The following is an 18,238-nucleotide window of genomic DNA, read 5'->3' as shown; positions in this document are numbered from 1 at the left end:
AGAAGTCCATCGATGAAAAAACTATTATTCATATTACTTTTTCTTTTCTCCTGGACAGCCCAATCCCAGAGTTTTTACCGTTACAAGTTTGAAGAACCATTCTCTATATCTGCCAGTGCAGGAGTAACCCAATATTTTGGGGAGCTTTATTCATTTTGGAAATACAACGAAGGTGTACAACCTGACTGGAATGCCAATATTGCTGCCCATTACACCTTCGGCACAAACCTAAGAGCACGTGCTGAATTCTCCTATTATAAAATGTCTGGCCAGGACCCCCCATCGGATCCAAGAGCCTACAGAACGCCCAGAAACCTCAATTTTAGAGCGAAAAACTGGGAAGCAACAGCCATAGTAGAGTATTATTTATTCCCTGTAAAGGTTCCCAATATTCACCGCTCCCTTCTAAATCCTTACATTTTTGCAGGACTGGGCATGTCCACTAATAATCCGGAAACTCAGCTTGACGGAAACTGGGTAGACCTACGACCTCTTCAATTGGAAAACAATCCCTACAATAGAAACATTATTGTTTTCCCGATGGGATTAGGCTTCAAGTACAAGCTCAATGTGTACACAGATTTAACTTTTGAAGGCAACTATCGCTTCACGCTGACTGATTACATGGATGATATTTCTTCCTATAATATCAGTGAATTCTACCTTGATCTGGTAGACGATTATGTCACCGGCAAAAATCCTGATCGTCTGAGATTAGCTGTGCGCAACCCAAGTTTCATAGATGATAATGGGCTACCAGATGTAGATAAAATCCTTAAGAATAGAGGCAGAATACGTCGAGGATCAGGCCTTACGCACCGTTATGATGGATATATGACGGTCAATATAGGTTTGGAAATTTACCTTTCCCCAGACATTTGGGACAACTTGATCTTCCGAAACAGAGTGTACGAGAAAGCTTTCAGATTCTGGTAAGCTAGCTTTTTACACTGAGCACACCCAAGTCACTCTTGAAAATCAAAGTCTCTGTAGTTTCTACTAGATAGGCAGGAGCATGACTATGATCACCTGTTACCAAAATAATCCATTTAATATTCTGGGTTTCGGCGAAAGCAATCATCCCCTTTTCTACTTCTGAATCATTGAAAATATGCTGATGAAAAGTCAATTCCTCATGTCCTTTCTTAAACAAATTCATTCTTGAAGTGATTTCTTGAGAAGAAGTGAAATGAGCAGGAATATTGACGAACAGTAAGTGAACAGTGCTTTTGAATAGCTTTATAAGTGGCTTGATTTTTTCAAAAGCCACTTTGGATTTTGGTTCAAAATTGGATGCAAAGGCAACTTTTCGGAAATCATTTCCATTTAGAGGCTCTTTTACTGCCAAAATAGGGCAATGAGATTTTCTGAGCACCTTCTGCAAGGTTGATCCAATGAAGTTTCCTTCTATATATCCTTTACCATAAGCACCTAGCACCAACAAATCAGGATTTTCCTCTTGAACTACTCGAAGAATTAATTCATTAGGAACACCTATTCGAACTATTTGTCGGATTGGGGCTTTTGCTGGAGCAATCTTAAGAATGTAATCTGGAAGCACTTGCTGAGCTTCTTCAAATTCTTCGATCAAATCGGGATAGTTTTTTTTCGCCTCATCGGAGAGTAACTCCCAATCTACTTCGGAAGGAATAACTGTAACACAGAGAATCTCTGCATCCGATTTAGCACTGATTTTTTGAGCAGTTTTTAGTGCCGCCAATGAATAGGAGGAAAAATCAAAGGGAACGAGGATCTTTTTCATGATGATAGGGGAATTGATTGATCCTAAATTTCTACATATTCAACTCATTTTCAGCTGTCAAAAATCAGTTAAACTCATGATAAAAATTAGTAAAAATAATTCTACAGATCCAGTTCCATTTTGATATCGCAGCGGCAGTATTTTCCTTCTTCAAGTTCAGCAGCCTTGAAACCTAATTTTTCATAGATCCTTAAGGCTGGAGCAAGTTTGGAGTGCGTATAAAGCACCACCTTCTTTCCTCCCATTTCCTTGGCTTTTGCCAGAATAGCCTTGGCCAAAATCATCCCAACTCCTTTTCCTTGTGCACTTGCTGCCACCCCCATTTTGATAAGTTCATAGATCTCATCAGAGACTTTATGCAGCCCTACAGTACCCACGATTTCCTCACCTAGCTTTGCATAAATTATAGTGCCGCCAGGTTTGATGATGGTTTCTTCAGGACTATCAAACTGCGCCCGATCAAATGGCTCAATTGAAAAAAACTGTTCCACCCAAGCTTGGTTGATAGACTTGAAAAAAGGGTTTAACTCGGGTGAATAGGGTAATATCTCGATTTGATGCATCGGAAGATCTTTTAATAGTTGATTCCAAAAGTAAAAAGAATCGGCTAGCTTAGGAAAACCAAAACCACTACCCTATGAAATTAAAACACCTCTTGATAACGCTAAGTCTTGTCACTTTACTTCCACTTTTATCTTTTGCGCAAAGCCCTGAAGAAAAGTTGAAAGAACTCGGACTAACACTACCTGAAATCACCTCCCCCATCGCCAATTATGTAAAATGGAAACAGGTAGACAACATACTATATCTGTCCGGTACAGGCCCAGATGTATTCGGGAAAGTCGGTGCTGACTTGAGCGTAGATGAAGGATATCAGGCCGCCAGAGAGACGGGATTGGAAATTATTGCTGTATTGAAAATCGCAACTGGAGGAGATCTAAGCAGGATCAAGCAGTTTGTGAAAGTGATGGGAATGGTCAATTCCGCTCCTGACTTCACCAAGCAACCGGCTGTGATCAATGGCTTCTCTGATTTGATGGTAGAGGTTTTCGGCGAGAAAGGAAAGCATGCTCGTTCAGCAGTTGGCGTTGCGGCTTTGCCAAATAATATGGCTGTAGAAATAGAGATAATCGTGGAGATAGAGTAATTAAAAATGGCCAGAAGAATATTGAGGGTAAACAATTGCTTATCATCTAATTATTTATAATATAATGTGAATATCCGCAATGATGCCAGTGGTCTTAAATTCTTTGGTTTCTTGGCTGGAAGACCTCCCGATAGCTATCGGGAGACCGGTGACCGAAGTGGCCTAAATGCTAATGTTTGCCAAATTCTGTAATGCTTTAATCGCTTTACTGGCAGAAAAGCGGATATACATATAAAATAATTATCCGCACACCATTTCCATCGGATGCGGATAATTACTAAAATTTCTTTGCCTGCCAGCCTTGCTCTTAAGGTTAATTTGGTATCACAGGTACCAAGCCATGAGTAGTCATTACCTTTTTTAGTTTTTCTAAATCAGGTGGTCCACCAGCGTTTACGATTTCAGCGCACTCTTTAAAAAAGTTTGGTCCAAGAAGTGCCGGAGTAACTACAGCTAAAGCCTTAGCATCTACTGTCCCGTGATTAATAAATCCATGAATGACACCGCGGGGAATGAAATAGGATTCACCTGCGGCAATATCAATAGGTTTTCCAGCTACAGTGAATGTAATCACTCCTTCCAATCCGTATATCGTTTCATCATAATGCTCATGATAATGTGGAAGTGGAACTTTAGCTCCTACGGGAACGCCAAATTCAAACATTGCTAATGAGCCGTTGGTATCGGCTGTTTCCAATAGAAAAGCTATGGTAACCTGTCCAATTCGAATTATTTCCTTGTTCATAATATCTTTCTTTAATTGTTATTGGATAAAGCTAAATCCATAAACTATCAAAGACCTTGATTTGAATCAAGAAATCATTTGGAGCCTATTTTCTTCCTGACTCGGCTTATTGTTTCCGGTGTAATTCCTAAATATGCAGCAATCTGAAACAAAGGCAAGCGAAGAAGGAGTTGAGGCTCTTCTTGTAGAAACCTTATATATTTTTCTTCCGGAGTTTCGATGGTCGCCTCGCCTAACCGTTTTTTCAACATGTAATTAGTTTGCTGCTGCGCCCTAATAAAATACATGGTAAAGGGTGGAATATGTGTCACTGCATAGATCCAGTTTTTCTCATTAATTGCTAACAATTGACTGTCTTCGAGAGCTTGTATAGATAACTCAGTTGGAGTATTATTTAAAAAACTTTCCAGCTCACTACACCAGCCACATTCCACTTTAAAATAGATGTTTCTCTCCTCACCGTTAGTATTGATGAGGTACTGGCGCAAACACCCTTCTTCTACGAAATATACTTTCCTGGAAATATCTCCTGCTTTTAAAAGATGCTCATTCTTCTTCACTCTAATCCTTTCAATCAAAGGAGTAAGCTTCAAGAATTCCTTGTCGGGGAACTCAACTACACGCCTAAATTCGGATAAGAGTAATGAGTAGTCCATGATTTCAATCAAAAGTCATTGTAAAAGTCTCATTTAGGATCAGTAGAAGATTAAAAATGCTTTTCTGTCCATTTAGCACTGGGTTATTTAAGCGGACATGTTTTCTCGCTAACAGCAAATACTCGTAGCTTCTGTTCGCTGTTATTTTCTGACCACTAGGTAATTCAGTTCAGTGACCCCGGAAGTAAATTGCCGGGTATTCAATAGCTCCAGATTAATTTTGTCTTTGATATCCAAAAACAATGGAATACCTCGCCCAAGAATAACAGGGTTAACAAATAGCCAGTAACCGTCTATTAAGTCCTCTTGAATAAGTGCATGCGTAGCAGTAGGACTACCAAAAAGTAAAATATCTTCACCTGCCACTTGCTTAATTTCATTGATGCTTTCCGACAAGTTGTCGCTGATTATTTTGGTGTTTGTTGATCCGATAGCTATCGGATCAGCGTCTTTCATTGTTTTTGATAGCACCACCTTACGAACTTTGCTATACCACTTTGAATGCTCGATGTCGTGCTTGGTCGCTTCCAGCTTGTCTGCCGCGGTAGGCCAGTAACTTTCCATCATCTGGAAGGTCACCCGACCATATAATGCTGTGTCGCCCTCGCTTATCCGCTTACCAACATGATCAAAAATCTCTTCATCTACTTTAATCCAGTCCATTTCCCCATTCGGTCCTGCTACAAAACCGTCAAGTGATATATGCATAAATGAAATTACCTTTCTCATATGGCTCAAGTTTGTTTATTGCTTTGTCTGGAATGTTGCTGCTTTTTTAAATAAGGAGTTTGGCTATAAATCATTAGATGCATTTAGGCTGGACAGATCTATGATTAGTAGTAATTTCTATATGTTCGGTTTTTAAAGTCCAATATCACGATACATTTTCCATTGGCCATCTTCCAGCTTTCGAACTACCAGGTATTTCCCCGTACTTTTAACAGTGTTGTCTAAAGCCAAAGTTTCAAAATCACCGATTTCAACCAAAAATTCACCGTGACTAGAAACAGAACTGATTTTGAATTTGAGATTTGGTATCCCATTTTCATTGGCATATCGGATTGATTTTCCCCAGGCAGAAATCAAATTTTCTCTTCCCTTAATTACCCCAAAGGTTCCATCCATTGTGTAATGATCGGCAATTGCTACTGAATCCCCGTTATTAAAACTATCCGAAAATTGGTCGTCCAGTTCCTGCAATACGCCTCTAACTTTCACTAAGTCTATTGCTGATGGTTCAGATTCAATAGTTAGCCTGTCTTCATTTTTACACGAATTAAGCATTAACATCATTAGAAGCAGCACTACTGTAGTTATTCTAGCCTCCATATTTTTTTTGTTAAGGTTAATAAGTTTTCATGGATTGAGACAAAACGGTTTCGGGCTTGGCGAAGGTGGCGATTTTCACCACAAATGTTGATGCGGAGAACCAAACTTTGATTAACCACAAATATGTCTGCGGAGCACTGAATCGCCACTTTTGCCAAACCCGTGTTATATGCCGCTTTTCTCATTTCTTTAACGGTGTTGGTTTTGGTCGTCCGTGTTCTCTATATTTTTTAACTGCTTCATTCCAATGCCAAACCATTCCGCTGTCCGCTGGTGCAACTCGTCTATTTCCTTTTACCTGTCCATCGAAATGTCCGTTGTCGTCAAATTCAAAAGGTTGTGAAGCACTCAAAATGTCTGACAGGTCAAATTCTCCACCTGCCAACTCATAATGTCCATCTAAGAAATACCACATAACCCAAAATGCTTCTTCTTCTGTCAAGTTGCTATATGCAAAGTTGTTGTCGGAAATTTCGGTTGGCATTTTTATTCCGAGTTCTATTTGTTCACAATGAATTCTTATTAGTTGTCCGTTTTCAAAAAAGTAAAGAATGTCGTCTCCGTCATTTGGTTTTGGTTGAGGAACAATGCTGTCATTAATATCTCTTGCTGTTGATGGAAAAAATGTAATTTCTCCTAAACAACAATCGTCTTCATAAACGCTTTTTTCATCTTGTTCAATTACATTCAAAAAGGTCACGCCTTTATGTGTCAAAACCAAACTTGAAAATTCGTTTTTGTCAACCCAGTCACCACTTGATTTTTTCCAATGAAGTTTAATTTCTCTGTCAGCAACATTGTAGTCAAAACCAACGAAGTCGAAATTGTTATGTAAGTCGATATGTCGTCCTGCAATTTCAATAGCGTGATTGTCTTTTATGTCGAAGTTTACTTTCATTGTCGTGTCGTCCTAAAGTGGCATATAACTTATTATATCCTCAACTCCCTCTCCCCTTCTCTAAACCTACTAAACTTTTCTAAAACCTCAACCCTTCTTCATAGTCAATAAACCCACTTTATCCGATCACAAACGGATACTATCGAATACAAACGACTAGCTACCGACTTAGTGCAGACCGATCCCCCAACTTTGGATCATAAGTTTTTCCTCTAGCGAAAACGACAAACAAATTTTCTAACCAAAACAACAAACATCATGAATGCGCTAAGAAACAAAGTACAGCTAATCGGTCGCTTGGGCGGCAAAGTAGAAATCAAAAACCTAGACGGTGGCAAGACTCTGGGTAAAGTATCCCTCGCTACCAATGAGGTGTACAAAAATCAAAAAGGTGAGAAAATCACCGAAACCACCTGGCATAATCTCGTCATCTGGGGCAAAAACGCGGAGGTCTTAGACAAGTACACAGACAAAGGTTCGGAGATCGCCATCGAAGGCAAGATCTCCAACCGTGACTATACCGACAAAGAAGGAATCAAGCGTTACATCACCGAGATCGTAGTAAACGAAATACTGCTAATGGGCAGCTCCGAAAAGAAAGAAAAAATGGAAGCTGATCTGCCTTTTTAGAAAAGTTAGACAAAGCGTTAAAAGTCAAAAAAGGCTGGGAAAAGAATATCTTTCTCGGTTTTTTTTAATTTGTCAGAAAAATGAATTCCGGCAAAAGGTAATAATGAAGATATGCTGGAAATAAATTTAAATCCCTAACTATTTAAAAAACAAATCAAAGTCTTTTAAAATACTCTGAAAAGCATCATCTGAACGTTCCCAACTACTAATCGCTTTTCCAACTTCACCCTCTTTTTTTGGCAGTATTAGAGGCATTTGAGTTAATTCTTTCCATAGTTGCCAATTGCAGGTACGTGTAATAATTGGGATGACCTTTGAGCTTTTGTTTTGATTTTGTTTTAATACCTGAGGCCAAACACTATTTAAAATCTCATTGGAAGCCATAAAATCAGGACTCACAAGCAAAAAAATAATATTAGCACTTTCCAAATGTTGATTGAAGGATTCTGAAGAATCCTCCCCAAGAGATATAAGCCCAGAATGCCAACTATCATATGGCAATGGTTTTAGATTTTTATAAAGTTCATCGCGATATATTTCATCCTTTTGTACAGAAAGAATAATTATCTTTTTTTGATCAACAGATTCTTCAGAGGATGCATTGAATCGGTTATGCAACTCAGTTAAGAAATCACTGATTTCTTCAGTTACAAAAGAAAAATGGAAATGCCCTTCATAAAAATCTTTTGTTTTGATTTGTAGGCCATTCTCACCGCCTGCATGAGCCATAATATTGCTATCATTTTTTAGATCGAGGCTTTGGAGCAGTAATCGTAAATGCCAATTTTCCCAATTAAAACCTAAGAATAGAAATGTTTTTTTTCCCTGAAACTGCCTTAATAATTTTGGTGGCAGAGAAGGTTGATCTTTGACAACCTTACTGATAAATTTAACCTGATCAGCTTCAGTAAGCACCAAAGACTCTGTATTTTTATAAAAACCAAAGAGATTGTAGACCAGTGGACATTCAGGAGAAGGGGCCTCAATATCATCAGATTCCTCACCCTCAAAATTGTAGTAGTCATGTACGCTACGGTATTTACCTTGTTCTTTCAACGCAAGAAAAATACTGCTGTCTGGTGAGGTATTGATTATCAAGCTTATAGGTAAACTAGCAACCATTTTTTGAATGCTATTAATTTGGCCTTGATATTTTTCATAAAATTTCTTGGCTTCATAACCAGGATCAGACGAGGTCACACCTTTAATGGTCATAAAACGCTGCATTATATAGGTGAGGTTGTGTGAATGCATCTTATCATATGCTATACCCTCTTCTTCAAGAGTGACTCCAAGCGCCTTGGCAAAGGCTGAATCTAATGGTAATCCCCCTTCACTAACAGTAGATACCAATGGACCAAGAAAAACAATACATGATCCATTTCCCAAGGCTTCCAATAAATTATTCCATTGACGTCTTAATAAAGTCATTTGATTGATTTCATATTAAAATTAAGTTCATGTTTTTTCAATTTTCAAAATCAACAATATCAAAATACACTTCGCAGTTAGGTAATAAATTTCGTATTTTCTCTTTCTCTTCTTCTGATATTGGATTACCGCCTAATAGTAAATATTGTAAGCCTTCTAATTTTCCAATTTCAGAAGGTAAAGTTTCAATTGAATTATTTTCTAAATGAATAAAAGATAAATTTTCCAATTCCCCTATATCAGGAGGTAGAGTTTTGAGTTCATTTCCCTCCAAAAAAAGACTTTCCAAATTTAAAAGGCTACCAATTTCGATAGGTAGAGTTTCAATGGAATTATTACTTAAAATTAATATTCTTAAAAATTCTAATTTCCCTATTTCAGCAGGCAGGCTTTTTAGTTGATTTTCTTCCAAGTTAAGATAATAAAGTAATGTGAGGTGACCAATCTGGGGAGGTAAAGTTTGCAACTCATTCTGGTCCATTTGAACAATCAATAGAGAGGAACCTCGGGCAATAGTGTTGGGAATTATTTCTAATTCTTTTCTACGTAAATCTAAAGCTTCACTAAACTCATTCAATTCTTCAAAACTTTCAGCAAGAGTATATTTTACTTCGGTAGTATCTATCCAAAATTTCTTACCATCAACCACAACTTTTGCAAATTCTGTTTCATTATCAAATGCTGAAGCCTCATCATATTTATAGTCTATCATGGGCTCTCCTTGTTTATTAATAAATCCGTACTTGATTTTTCCTGTGATAGTATCTTGCCTCGACGCGAGGGCAAAACGATTCTCATAAAAATAAATGGCGTCAATTATAGTTTGGACTCTTTTCTCATTCGAAAAGGCGCGATCAGTTGCTTCCTTTTGATTTAAATACAAAACCAAAAAAGTAACTAGAAATATAATAGAAACAAGTATAACCAAATATGATCTTTTTTGCTTTTTCTTCATTTCAATCTGCCCAATCTTGAGCTGTTTTTTTTCTTCCTCATCTTTTCGATATTCTTCAACAAATCTGCGATTTTTCAAGGCATCAAGGATTGGGACTACTAAAGTATCGTGGCTGATTTCATATGTACGGCCTAAACGCGAGTCTTCTGGGCGAATGAGTCGACTAAGTAGTAAACGTCCCAGTAGCTTATCATCAATTTTAAATGTACCCTTTACCACCGCCTCGGCGACACCTATCCGTCTTCCATCGGCGATTAGGCCTTCTTCTAATAATTTTCTTGCTGCTAATTGCTCCCCTTTCGAACCCAAATCGGCAATATTATCCAAATAATAATTTCTTAGTATAAGAGCTATACCTTCTTTACCATCCAAAACCCATGTATTGATCGTAACTTTATCAACGCTATCCCATTTATTAGATTTAACATACTTTTCAATGTGTTGACATATTATTTGCAATTGAAATGACTCGATTTCGCCAGTTTCATTTTTTAAGTTTTCAAGAATCTCATTAACTGTTTCCGTTTCATATTCGAAAGGAATACTCGAGAATTCATTTCCTATAAGTGTTGCCGGTTTTATGATCGCTTCTTTTGCTTGGTCAACCTGCAATGGTTTAAGTTCGAATCGATTCTGTAAAATACCTGGGAATTCTGACCTTAACTGATGTAAATCGCTCATTCGATCGGAACGAATGGAAAACAGAATCTTAACCAATGGAGGCTCAAACCATTCCAATTGTTCGGCTGTTCTTTCACTTCTTGGAATAAGTTGTAATATCTCAACCACGTCTTTTGGGCGCCTTCCTTCAATCAAGTCAGACAACTGGCTTGCCCATTGATGTCGAAGAGAGATATCATGATTGAATAATTCTTCAAACTGATCAAAAATCAGAATAGGTGTAGCAGGTACCCCACTTGGATCAAAAAAATTGCATGCATTGATAGCCTCCCATATGACATTACTGCTTTTTCCTCCAAATTGCTCAAGCTTACTTTTATCAACATAAGGTTCTAATTCACTTATTACAGTATCTATAGGTGATACTGACGTGTTTTGAAGACGGATCATTAAAGGGAAAAAGTTGTTGTTCTTCAAAAGTGAGCCTAAACCAGCTTTTATTAATGAGGTTTTTCCTAAACCTGATTTTCCAAATAATATTATTAATGGTTTGATAGTGACTAAACTAAACAGACTATCAATTTCCTTAGTTCGTCCATAAAATAAGCGCTCGTCATCTGCCTCAAAAGAACGAATTCCTGGATAACGATCCTTTTTTATAATTTGCATATCTGAGATTTAAAAAAAATCAATTAGGTAAACTGATTTGCATTAATTCTTTTAATCGAGTTTGAGAGACGCCTAATGAATTAGCTATTTCTAGAATTACACTAAGTTCATTATCATCAACTTTTCCATCTGAAGACGCTACATTAAGTCCACAATTTAAAATCCCTTCTTTTTCACGATCATTTAACAATGGAGCAATTGCTGTCAAATATTTACTGATTGGTTCTTGATTAACTTCTAACTTCCTAACAACACTATCCAAATCAGCTAATGAAATATCGTTGTAGCTAAATCGATTAATAATTAAGTGAACCATTTTCAATTCATCAGTATTAATCTCCCCATCAGCTAACAAAATTTGAATCATAGCTTTTTGAATCGCCTGTTCGAATATGGACTGAATACCGCCGTCATTAAAATTTATTTTGTAATCTAATACTTCAGTTTCATAAGTTGCACTACAAACTGAACATTCAACAAATTCCATTTCTGTATTTAAAGGTATTATTGGAACCCAGTAAAGATGGAAAAACCTTTTAACCTTTTTATGTCTATATTTATTGACCCTATTACAATTGGGACATAAAAATTGCCCTTTCTTTGTCGTTATTGTTACTCCTTTTGTTCCATAAATTATCATAATAAAAATATTTTATTTGTGGATATTGAAAATCAAGAAAGCATTCAAGCTTATTATTTGAATGCATATAATTTCAAAAAACTTATAATTAACTAAGGATTGAATCTTTTTTTTTAATTTCCCAAGATTATTTATTGTTTTTAATAATATTTTATTCTAAGTAAAAAACTACTATTATTTTTTTGAATCATAGATGTAATCCACTAATTTTTTTAGAGCAATTGCAATTTCAGTAAAAGCTTCATCACGGTCTTGAAAGGAGGTAACTGGTTTAGCATTCCGTGGCAAGCCTTGTAATTTTGCAAAAGGCATATCCTCCCATAAGCAACTTTTTAGTATTATAGGAACTACAAATGCATTTCCTTTGTCTTGACGACTCATTGCTATCTGAAGTTCTTTTTCCCAGATGTATTGTGAGGCAATAAAATCTTTACTAATTAAAAGTAAAATTACCTCTGACTTATTTAATTCTGCCAAGATCTCTTCATTCCATTCTTGTCCAGCAATTATCTCTCGGTCATTCCAAGTATCAATTTTACCTGATCTTTTTAATGGGACTAGATGAGAGTCTAACTCCTTTTTTAATTCTTCATCTTTATGAGAATAAGATAAAAAAATACGCGGTTTAAAAATAGCGCTGCCTTCCATATAGTCATTCTTTAGTTTATAATTAAAGACAACCTTTTCTTATCATTTTATTTGCAAGTTGCCTCTATTGATCTTTTTTTTGACTCTTTATCAAACAAGATATTCAGTTTTTTGGATTTTCCATACTTCCAAAGAACTAAATACATATTTTCCACTGAGATATTTTAGAAAAAAATTGAAGTCCATCGCTACCAATGAGTATTACAAAAATCAGAAGGGAGAGCGCGTAGAAGAAACCAGCGATAAGGATGGCGTGAAGCGTTACATCACCGAGATCGTGGTAAACGAAATACTGCTAATGGGCAGCTCCGAAAAGAAAGAAAAAATGGAAGCTGATCTGCCTTTTTAGAAAAGTAAGACAAAGCGTTAAAAGTCAAAAAAGGCTGGAAGTTCGAACTTCCAGCCTTTTTCTTTGATAGTCTACTCAGCCCAGTTTGCTGTTATCCTGCTTCTCCAGAAACAGTATTTAATTTCTATCAATTTAATAAGTACCGTGTTGTCATTAAAACCCGAAGAGCTGAAATCCATTGCGTAAATACCCTACACCTCAGGTTTGTTTTTCGAACTTTTGAAACTTACTTAAGCTCCCATTTCAACTGCCCCAAAAGATGAACCTCAGACTCTGCCTTTCATTACTGATTTTTCAAATTTCACTTTTCACTTTTGCACAGTCAAAAGAATCCCCAGCAGATCTGGTAAATCCCTATGTGGATAGCAAAAATTCCCGCTGGTTCTTTTTCAATACTGCTACCAGACCTTTCGGCATGGTGAATCTCAGTCCTGACACAGATACGGGTGGCGCCTGGGGATCCGGATACAGGTATGAAAGTGACTCTATCAAAGGCCTGAGCCATGTCCATGCTTGGCAACTTTCGGCACTCTCTGTTCTACCCGTTTCTGATGTGAGTTTGGAAGGTGAGCGGAATTTCGCTTCTCCTTTTTCCCATGAAACAGAAATAGTAAAGCCTGGCTATCATCAACTAATGCTAGATCGCTACGGGATCAAAGTAGAACTTACCTCCACTCTACGCACAGGATTTCACAGATATACTTTCCCTAAGAATGCTAGCCAGCAAGTCATGATCCGATTGGGCGGAATGCTCGGCCCTTCAGAAATCATAGACGGGGAGTTAATGCAAGTAAACAGTACCACATTATCAGGTCATTTGATCAATGGGCCAACAGTAAGAAGACCGAATGACACCCCTATCTTTTTTGCAATCAAACTCAATAAAGAAATCGCTGAGATCAGTGGCTGGTCAGAAAATGGTATGACCTCTACCCTATCTGAGATCAAAGGAAAAGATTCGGGAGCGCTGCTGACTTTTGATAAATCTAAGGAGGAACTACTCATGAAAGTTGGGATTTCCTATGTCAGTGCGGAGCTGGCATTACTCAATCTGGATACGGAATTGGCGCATTGGGATTTTGAGAAAGTACGGGAGGAATCTTTCGAAGAATGGAATAGCTACTTAGGAAGAATCAAAGTAGAAGGCGCTACAGAAAAGGACAGAAGAAGGTTTTACACGGATTTATTCCATGCGCTACAAGGCAGAAGAACGATCTCAGATGTAAATGGAAAATATGCTGATCTAACTAGTGGAAAGCATCTGACTAAGCAAATTCCATTGGATGCTGCTGGCAAACCAAAGTTCAGGCACTTCAATTCGGATTCATTCTGGGGAGCTCAGTGGACTATCAACACGCTTTGGCACTTGGTCTATCCTGAGATCACGGAGGAATTTGTGAATTCCATGTTGCGGTACTATCAGGATGGTGGATTAATCCCGAGAGGCCCTTCTGGAGGAAATTACACTTATGTAATGACTGGCGCATCGAGCACACCGTTTATCGTCAGTGCTTACCAGAAAGGAATCCGAGGTTTTGATATTGAGATGGCCTATGAAGGTCTAAAGAAAAATCACCGTCCAGGAGGAATCATGGAAAAGGCAGGCTACGAGCACAAGACATCCTTGGGTGGTGGCTTATCTCATTATTTGCAAAACGGCTTTGTACCCTGGCCAATTCCTGAGGGGAATTTCGGTTTTCATCAGGACGGCCCAAGTTTGACCTTGGAATATGCTTATCAGGATTGGACGCTGGCACAGTTAGCAAAAGCGCTTGGAGACAAAGCGGGAGAGCAGGAATTTTTGAAAAGGTCAGAAAACTATAAAAACACCTTTGATGCTGAAACTAGTTGGATGCGCCCGCGAAATGTAGACGGAAGCTGGAAAACACCTTTTGATGCCTACGAGTACAACGCTGGTTTCAACGAGGCAAACGGAAGTCAGGGCACTTGGTTTGTCCCTCATGATTTGGATGGACTGGCTGACTTGATGGGCGGAAAAGAAAAAACCATTGAGCGATTGAATACTTCATTCGAGGAATCTGAAAAGCTTGGTTTCACTTCTGGTACTTCCCATTCTCAAGAAACACATCCAGAGTATCGTAGAATCCCGATCAACTATGGAAACCAGCCTTCCATTCAGACAGCTTTCATTTTCCACAAATTGGGAAGACCTGATCTGACTCAGTACTGGTCTAGAGCGATTGTGAAAAGAATCTATTCTGACTTAAGCCCTGAAAATGGCTACAATGGAGACGAAGACCAAGGACTGATGGGAAGCCTTGCAGTATTGATGAAGATTGGATTGTTCCAAATGAACGGCGGAACTGAAGCTGATCCAGCGTACCAGATAGGAAGTCCGATTTTCGATAAAATCACCATAGCCCTGAATCCGAACTATTACTCCGGCAAGCAATTCATCATCAAAACTGAATCGAATAGCCCTTCCAATGTCTATGTAAAATCTGCTAACTGGAAGAATCAAAAACTAGGAAACTTTGAGCTTTCTCACAGCCAGATTACTGGAGGAGGGGAATTGAAATTGGAGATGAGTGAAAAGCCATAACCTAGTCAGGGTACAAGTCTATTAACGATCTCTTTCGATCATCTACCTGCTATTTCGCTCTTTCAGAGCTTTGTTTTCTATTTCAACTTCCCTTGCCCAGCCCTATCGAGCTGGGCTTAGTTATATAGGACTTTCAGCCCTTTTTCTGATTTATAACATCAAGTCCAGCTTCTGTAGAAGCAGGACAACTGAGAAATAAAACAAGACTTCGACTTTGCTACACTAATGACGGATTATGATTTTCACACCTAATAGTGTCAGTCCGAGCACCCGAGAGACGGGAGTCTAGAGGTTCGAGGACAATAACTACGCTTATTTTAAAAGAGCCTTCGACTTCCTGCCCGAAGTCAGGCGGGCGCTCAGGCTGACACGCGTTTCCTCCATGAAAAAGTCAGCGTTTCACGCCACCGTTCGTGTAACACGAACGGAAATAAAAAATTGATACCAAGTCCAGCTTCTGGAGAAGCAGGACAACTCAGAAATAAAATAAGACTTCGACTTCGCTACACTAATGACGGATTATGATTTTCACACCTAATAGTGTCAGTCCGAGCACCCGAGAGACGGGAGTCTAGAGGTTCGAGGACAATAACTACGCTTATTTTAAAAGCGCCTTCGACTTCCTGCCCGAAGTCAGGCGGGCGCTCAGGCTGACACGCGTTGCGCCGCCGTTCGTGTCTCGCGAACGGTAACTAAAAACCTTGAACTTCACAGCCAGATCTAAAAAGCCCAGCTTCTGGAGAAGCAGGACAACTCTAAATTGCGGTCTCTGCGCCATCCTCTGTGACCTCAGCGGTAAAAAATAACAAAAAAATGAGGCTCTTTCGAGCCTCATTTTCATTCAATTTATCTTGGCCAAACATTATCAGCCTTGTCTTTATCAGGAAAACGTCCATGAGGATCAAGGGTGATTGCTTTGATTTTGCGATCACCAAAGTCCATCACTGCATCGAAAGTTCTGCTTCCATCAAACCAAACTGTCACTGGCCAGGTCACTTCAGCAGTAGTAGCATCTATCATTTTAGCATTAGCCATTTTCTTGATTGCTGCTCCTTCTGATTCAAACTCTACTTTCAATACAACTGGAGAAGGCATTTCTCCCGCCTGATGAACAGTCACTGTAGTTTCACCATTTGAAGTAGTGACATTTTGAATGGAACCCTCCACAGATTCTGTAGTAAACAACCAGTAATACCAGAACCACTCCAGATTTTGACCCAATTCTTGATTCATGAAGAACATGTAATCCCAAGGGGATGGATGCTTAAAAGCCCAAGTGGCTGTGTATTTTTTCATTGCATTGATCACAGCCTCATCTCCTACGATTCCACCAAGCATGGATAGCATTAGCGGAGTTTTAGAATAGGTCTGAAATCCATACATGCTACCAGCATCGTTGGCACTCCACATCATTGGCGCTTCATCTTCCATGCCACTGATACGTCCGTAGCTTTGTCCCAAACCATCCAAATTATAATCCACTCCTCTGCTATCTGCTCCAGAGAGAATGTTCATGTATTGGTTAAAACCTTCATCCATCCAGCCGTAGCGGGTTTCGTTTGTTCCCACCATCATCGGCCACCACTGATGTCCTGCCTCATGATCTGCTGCTCCCTGATTGGAATTGATTACCATAGGATATTCCATGCCGGCACTTGGCCCATCTTGAAGGGTAAGTTGTGGAAAAGGATAAGGTGCCCAAAGCTTGGAATAAAACTCCAGCGCATGTTTGGTGTTCTCACCAGCTTTCTCAAAATACTGAGCTCTCTCAGGGATGAAAACCATGTAAATTGGCACTGGTCCTTTGCCAGGAATATCCGCCTTGGTTGCTTTCCAGATAAATCTATCAGATGTAGCCCATGCGAAATCATTGACTTTATCAGCCACAAAATGCCAAGTAAGTTGATCACCAGCTTTCGTTGCTTTTCCAGGACCTTTTTCATCTGCACCCACAAGTGTCACCTCTCCATCAGCGTCAAGAACTTTAGCGAATCTCTCAGCAACTGTAGGAGTCAAAACTTCAGTTGGGTTTTGCAATACTCCTGTACCACTTACAATCCAGCCAGCTGGAACTGTTAGCGCCACATCAAATTTTCCGAAATTATTATGAAACTCAGCTGGACCTAGATAAAGGCTGGTTTCCCATCCTCTTAGATCGTCATACTTCGCCAATCTAGGGAACCACTGTGTAGGCTGAAATAAGGTGCTATCAAAACGCTGAGTCATTCTATGACCTCTGCCATTATCTCCACCAGGCAATTTGGTATGCCAGTCGATTTCTACTTCAGCTGTTGTTCCTGCTTTAATTGGATTTACCAGTGTGATTGTCGCAACGGTGCTTTGCAAACCTCTTACACTTAATGTAGCAGGATCATTTCTACTTCGTCGAGGCGCTGCATTCAGATCAACTGATTGTCCCGCCACTTTAATGGCAGTCACAATCATTCCTTCTGTATTTTCCGCTGGAACTGAACTTCCACGAGGAACATCTCCTCGGAAAACATTATGATCCAAGCGAAGGACGATGGAAGTCATGTCTTCTTTGCTATTGTTATGCACCAGGATTTTTTCCGATCCAGTGATCGTCTGTGTACTTGGATCCAAACTAGCCTTGATCGTAAAGTCCGTTTCTAGCTGCCAATAGTTTGCACCCGGCTTGCCGGAAAAATCTCTCGATCCTTCATCGAAAGCTTTACGAACAGAATTCGTCATCGGCACCTCTTGCCTGATTGCACGAGTTTCTGTTTCTACAGAAGTTCGCAGTGGTTTAGTTTCTTGCTGCGCAAAAGCAACTGAACTGCTAAGGAGCAGGAAAAAGAGTATTTTTCTCATAAGCTTTGGTGGGTTTTATTCGAGTTTGAAAACTAAGTTAAAAATCTAATAACCCGCTCACTAAATGAGTATGAACGGGAAATGGAATTGATTTATTGACGCTTTTCACTTCTTGCAAAATTTACTCGGCTGGTTCAAGTCTCCTGACCTGCCTTCAGCCGGCAGGCTTGGACCTAAATCAAAGCAGTCTGTAGACTGCATTAAGGCAATTAGGATTATTTTTTTTAACCGCAAATCGTGTCAGTCCGAGCGTCCCGTATAGCCATCGGGATCGAGGACAATAACTACGCTTATTTTAAAAGAGCCTTCGATTTCGAGACTCTCGTCTCTCAAGTGCTCAGGCTGACACAATCATTTCTCTTT

General features: G+C 39.1%; 17 protein-coding genes. 5 read left to right on the top strand and 12 right to left on the bottom strand.

Going from position 1 to position 18,238, the window contains the following annotated elements:
- Window positions 1-12: 12 nt before the first annotated feature.
- The gene (locus ESV85_RS10075; RefSeq protein WP_146917120.1) at window positions 13-936 is read left to right on the top strand and encodes a DUF6089 family protein; all 924 of its coding nucleotides are present in this window, start codon (window positions 13-15) and stop codon (window positions 934-936) included.
- A 1-nt stretch (window position 937) separates the two neighbouring features.
- On the opposite strand, the gene ESV85_RS10070 is transcribed toward ESV85_RS10075, so the two are convergent.
- Window positions 938-1,762 (bottom strand): universal stress protein, encoded by an 825-nt coding sequence (locus ESV85_RS10070; RefSeq protein WP_146917119.1) that lies wholly within the window; start codon window positions 1,760-1,762, stop codon window positions 938-940.
- A 101-nt stretch (window positions 1,763-1,863) separates the two neighbouring features.
- The gene (locus ESV85_RS10065) at window positions 1,864-2,325 is read right to left on the bottom strand and encodes a GNAT family N-acetyltransferase (RefSeq protein WP_146917117.1); all 462 of its coding nucleotides are present in this window, start codon (window positions 2,323-2,325) and stop codon (window positions 1,864-1,866) included.
- A 74-nt stretch (window positions 2,326-2,399) separates the two neighbouring features.
- On the opposite strand from ESV85_RS10065, the gene ESV85_RS10060 reads away from it, so the two are divergent.
- Window positions 2,400-2,909 (top strand): RidA family protein, encoded by a 510-nt coding sequence (locus ESV85_RS10060; RefSeq protein WP_146917116.1) that lies wholly within the window; start codon window positions 2,400-2,402, stop codon window positions 2,907-2,909.
- 313 nt (window positions 2,910-3,222) lie between these two features.
- Here the strand turns inward: ESV85_RS10060 and ESV85_RS10055 are convergent, their stop codons facing one another.
- The 5 genes from ESV85_RS10055 to ESV85_RS10035 all read right to left on the bottom strand — a co-directional run bounded on the left by ESV85_RS10055 (window position 3,223) and on the right by ESV85_RS10035 (window position 6,537).
- Window positions 3,223-3,654 (bottom strand): cupin domain-containing protein, encoded by a 432-nt coding sequence (locus ESV85_RS10055; protein WP_146917113.1) that lies wholly within the window; start codon window positions 3,652-3,654, stop codon window positions 3,223-3,225.
- A gap of 74 nt (window positions 3,655-3,728) precedes the next feature.
- A complete protein-coding gene (locus ESV85_RS10050; RefSeq protein ID WP_146917112.1) occupies window positions 3,729-4,310 on the bottom strand; it encodes a Crp/Fnr family transcriptional regulator in 582 nt (193 codons plus the stop codon).
- A gap of 141 nt (window positions 4,311-4,451) precedes the next feature.
- A complete protein-coding gene (locus ESV85_RS10045) occupies window positions 4,452-5,039 on the bottom strand; it encodes a dihydrofolate reductase family protein (RefSeq protein WP_146917109.1) in 588 nt (195 codons plus the stop codon).
- Window positions 5,040-5,171: 132 nt separating this feature from the next.
- Window positions 5,172-5,639, bottom strand: a complete 468-nt coding sequence (locus ESV85_RS10040; RefSeq protein ID WP_146917106.1) for a YybH family protein — start codon at window positions 5,637-5,639, stop codon at window positions 5,172-5,174.
- Window positions 5,640-5,820: 181 nt separating this feature from the next.
- Window positions 5,821-6,537, bottom strand: a complete 717-nt coding sequence (locus ESV85_RS10035) for a hypothetical protein (protein ID WP_146917105.1) — start codon at window positions 6,535-6,537, stop codon at window positions 5,821-5,823.
- A 258-nt stretch (window positions 6,538-6,795) separates the two neighbouring features.
- Here ESV85_RS10035 and ESV85_RS10030 point away from each other — a divergent pair, with 258 nt between their 5' ends.
- Window positions 6,796-7,167 (top strand): single-stranded DNA-binding protein, encoded by a 372-nt coding sequence (locus ESV85_RS10030; RefSeq protein WP_146917103.1) that lies wholly within the window; start codon window positions 6,796-6,798, stop codon window positions 7,165-7,167.
- 138 nt (window positions 7,168-7,305) lie between these two features.
- On the opposite strand, the gene ESV85_RS10025 is transcribed toward ESV85_RS10030, so the two are convergent.
- From ESV85_RS10025 to ESV85_RS10010, 4 genes are all read right to left on the bottom strand, one after another.
- On the bottom strand, window positions 7,306-8,598 hold the full coding sequence (locus tag ESV85_RS10025; RefSeq protein ID WP_146917100.1) for an SIR2 family protein: 1,293 nt from the start codon (window positions 8,596-8,598) through the stop codon (window positions 7,306-7,308).
- A gap of 37 nt (window positions 8,599-8,635) precedes the next feature.
- Window positions 8,636-10,843: a WG repeat-containing protein gene (locus tag ESV85_RS10020; protein WP_146917098.1), complete on the bottom strand. Its 2,208-nt coding sequence runs from the start codon at window positions 10,841-10,843 to the stop codon at window positions 8,636-8,638.
- A 19-nt stretch (window positions 10,844-10,862) separates the two neighbouring features.
- Entirely contained in the window at window positions 10,863-11,483 is a 621-nt protein-coding gene (locus tag ESV85_RS10015; protein WP_146917096.1) for a TerB family tellurite resistance protein, read from the bottom strand.
- Window positions 11,484-11,657: 174 nt separating this feature from the next.
- Window positions 11,658-12,131, bottom strand: coding sequence for a toll/interleukin-1 receptor domain-containing protein (locus ESV85_RS10010; protein ID WP_146917095.1), 474 nt, complete (start codon window positions 12,129-12,131; stop codon window positions 11,658-11,660).
- 175 nt (window positions 12,132-12,306) lie between these two features.
- On the opposite strand from ESV85_RS10010, the gene ESV85_RS10005 reads away from it, so the two are divergent.
- Complete coding sequence (locus ESV85_RS10005) at window positions 12,307-12,480, top strand: single-stranded DNA-binding protein (protein ID WP_223275967.1); 174 nt, start codon at window positions 12,307-12,309, stop codon at window positions 12,478-12,480.
- Between the two features lie 259 nt (window positions 12,481-12,739).
- Window positions 12,740-15,043, top strand: coding sequence for a GH92 family glycosyl hydrolase (locus ESV85_RS10000; RefSeq protein ID WP_146917093.1), 2,304 nt, complete (start codon window positions 12,740-12,742; stop codon window positions 15,041-15,043).
- A gap of 846 nt (window positions 15,044-15,889) precedes the next feature.
- Here the strand turns inward: ESV85_RS10000 and ESV85_RS09995 are convergent.
- Window positions 15,890-17,875, bottom strand: coding sequence for a M1 family metallopeptidase (locus ESV85_RS09995; RefSeq protein WP_146917091.1), 1,986 nt, complete (start codon window positions 17,873-17,875; stop codon window positions 15,890-15,892).
- Window positions 17,876-18,238: the final 363 nt, after the last annotated feature.

Origin of the sequence: Algoriphagus aquimarinus, from assembly GCF_007997215.1 — a bacterium.
GTDB lineage: Bacteria > Bacteroidota > Bacteroidia > Cytophagales > Cyclobacteriaceae > Algoriphagus > Algoriphagus aquimarinus_A.
Note: the sequence above shows the minus strand (reverse complement) of the source record. Positions and strands in the feature narration are given on the sequence as shown.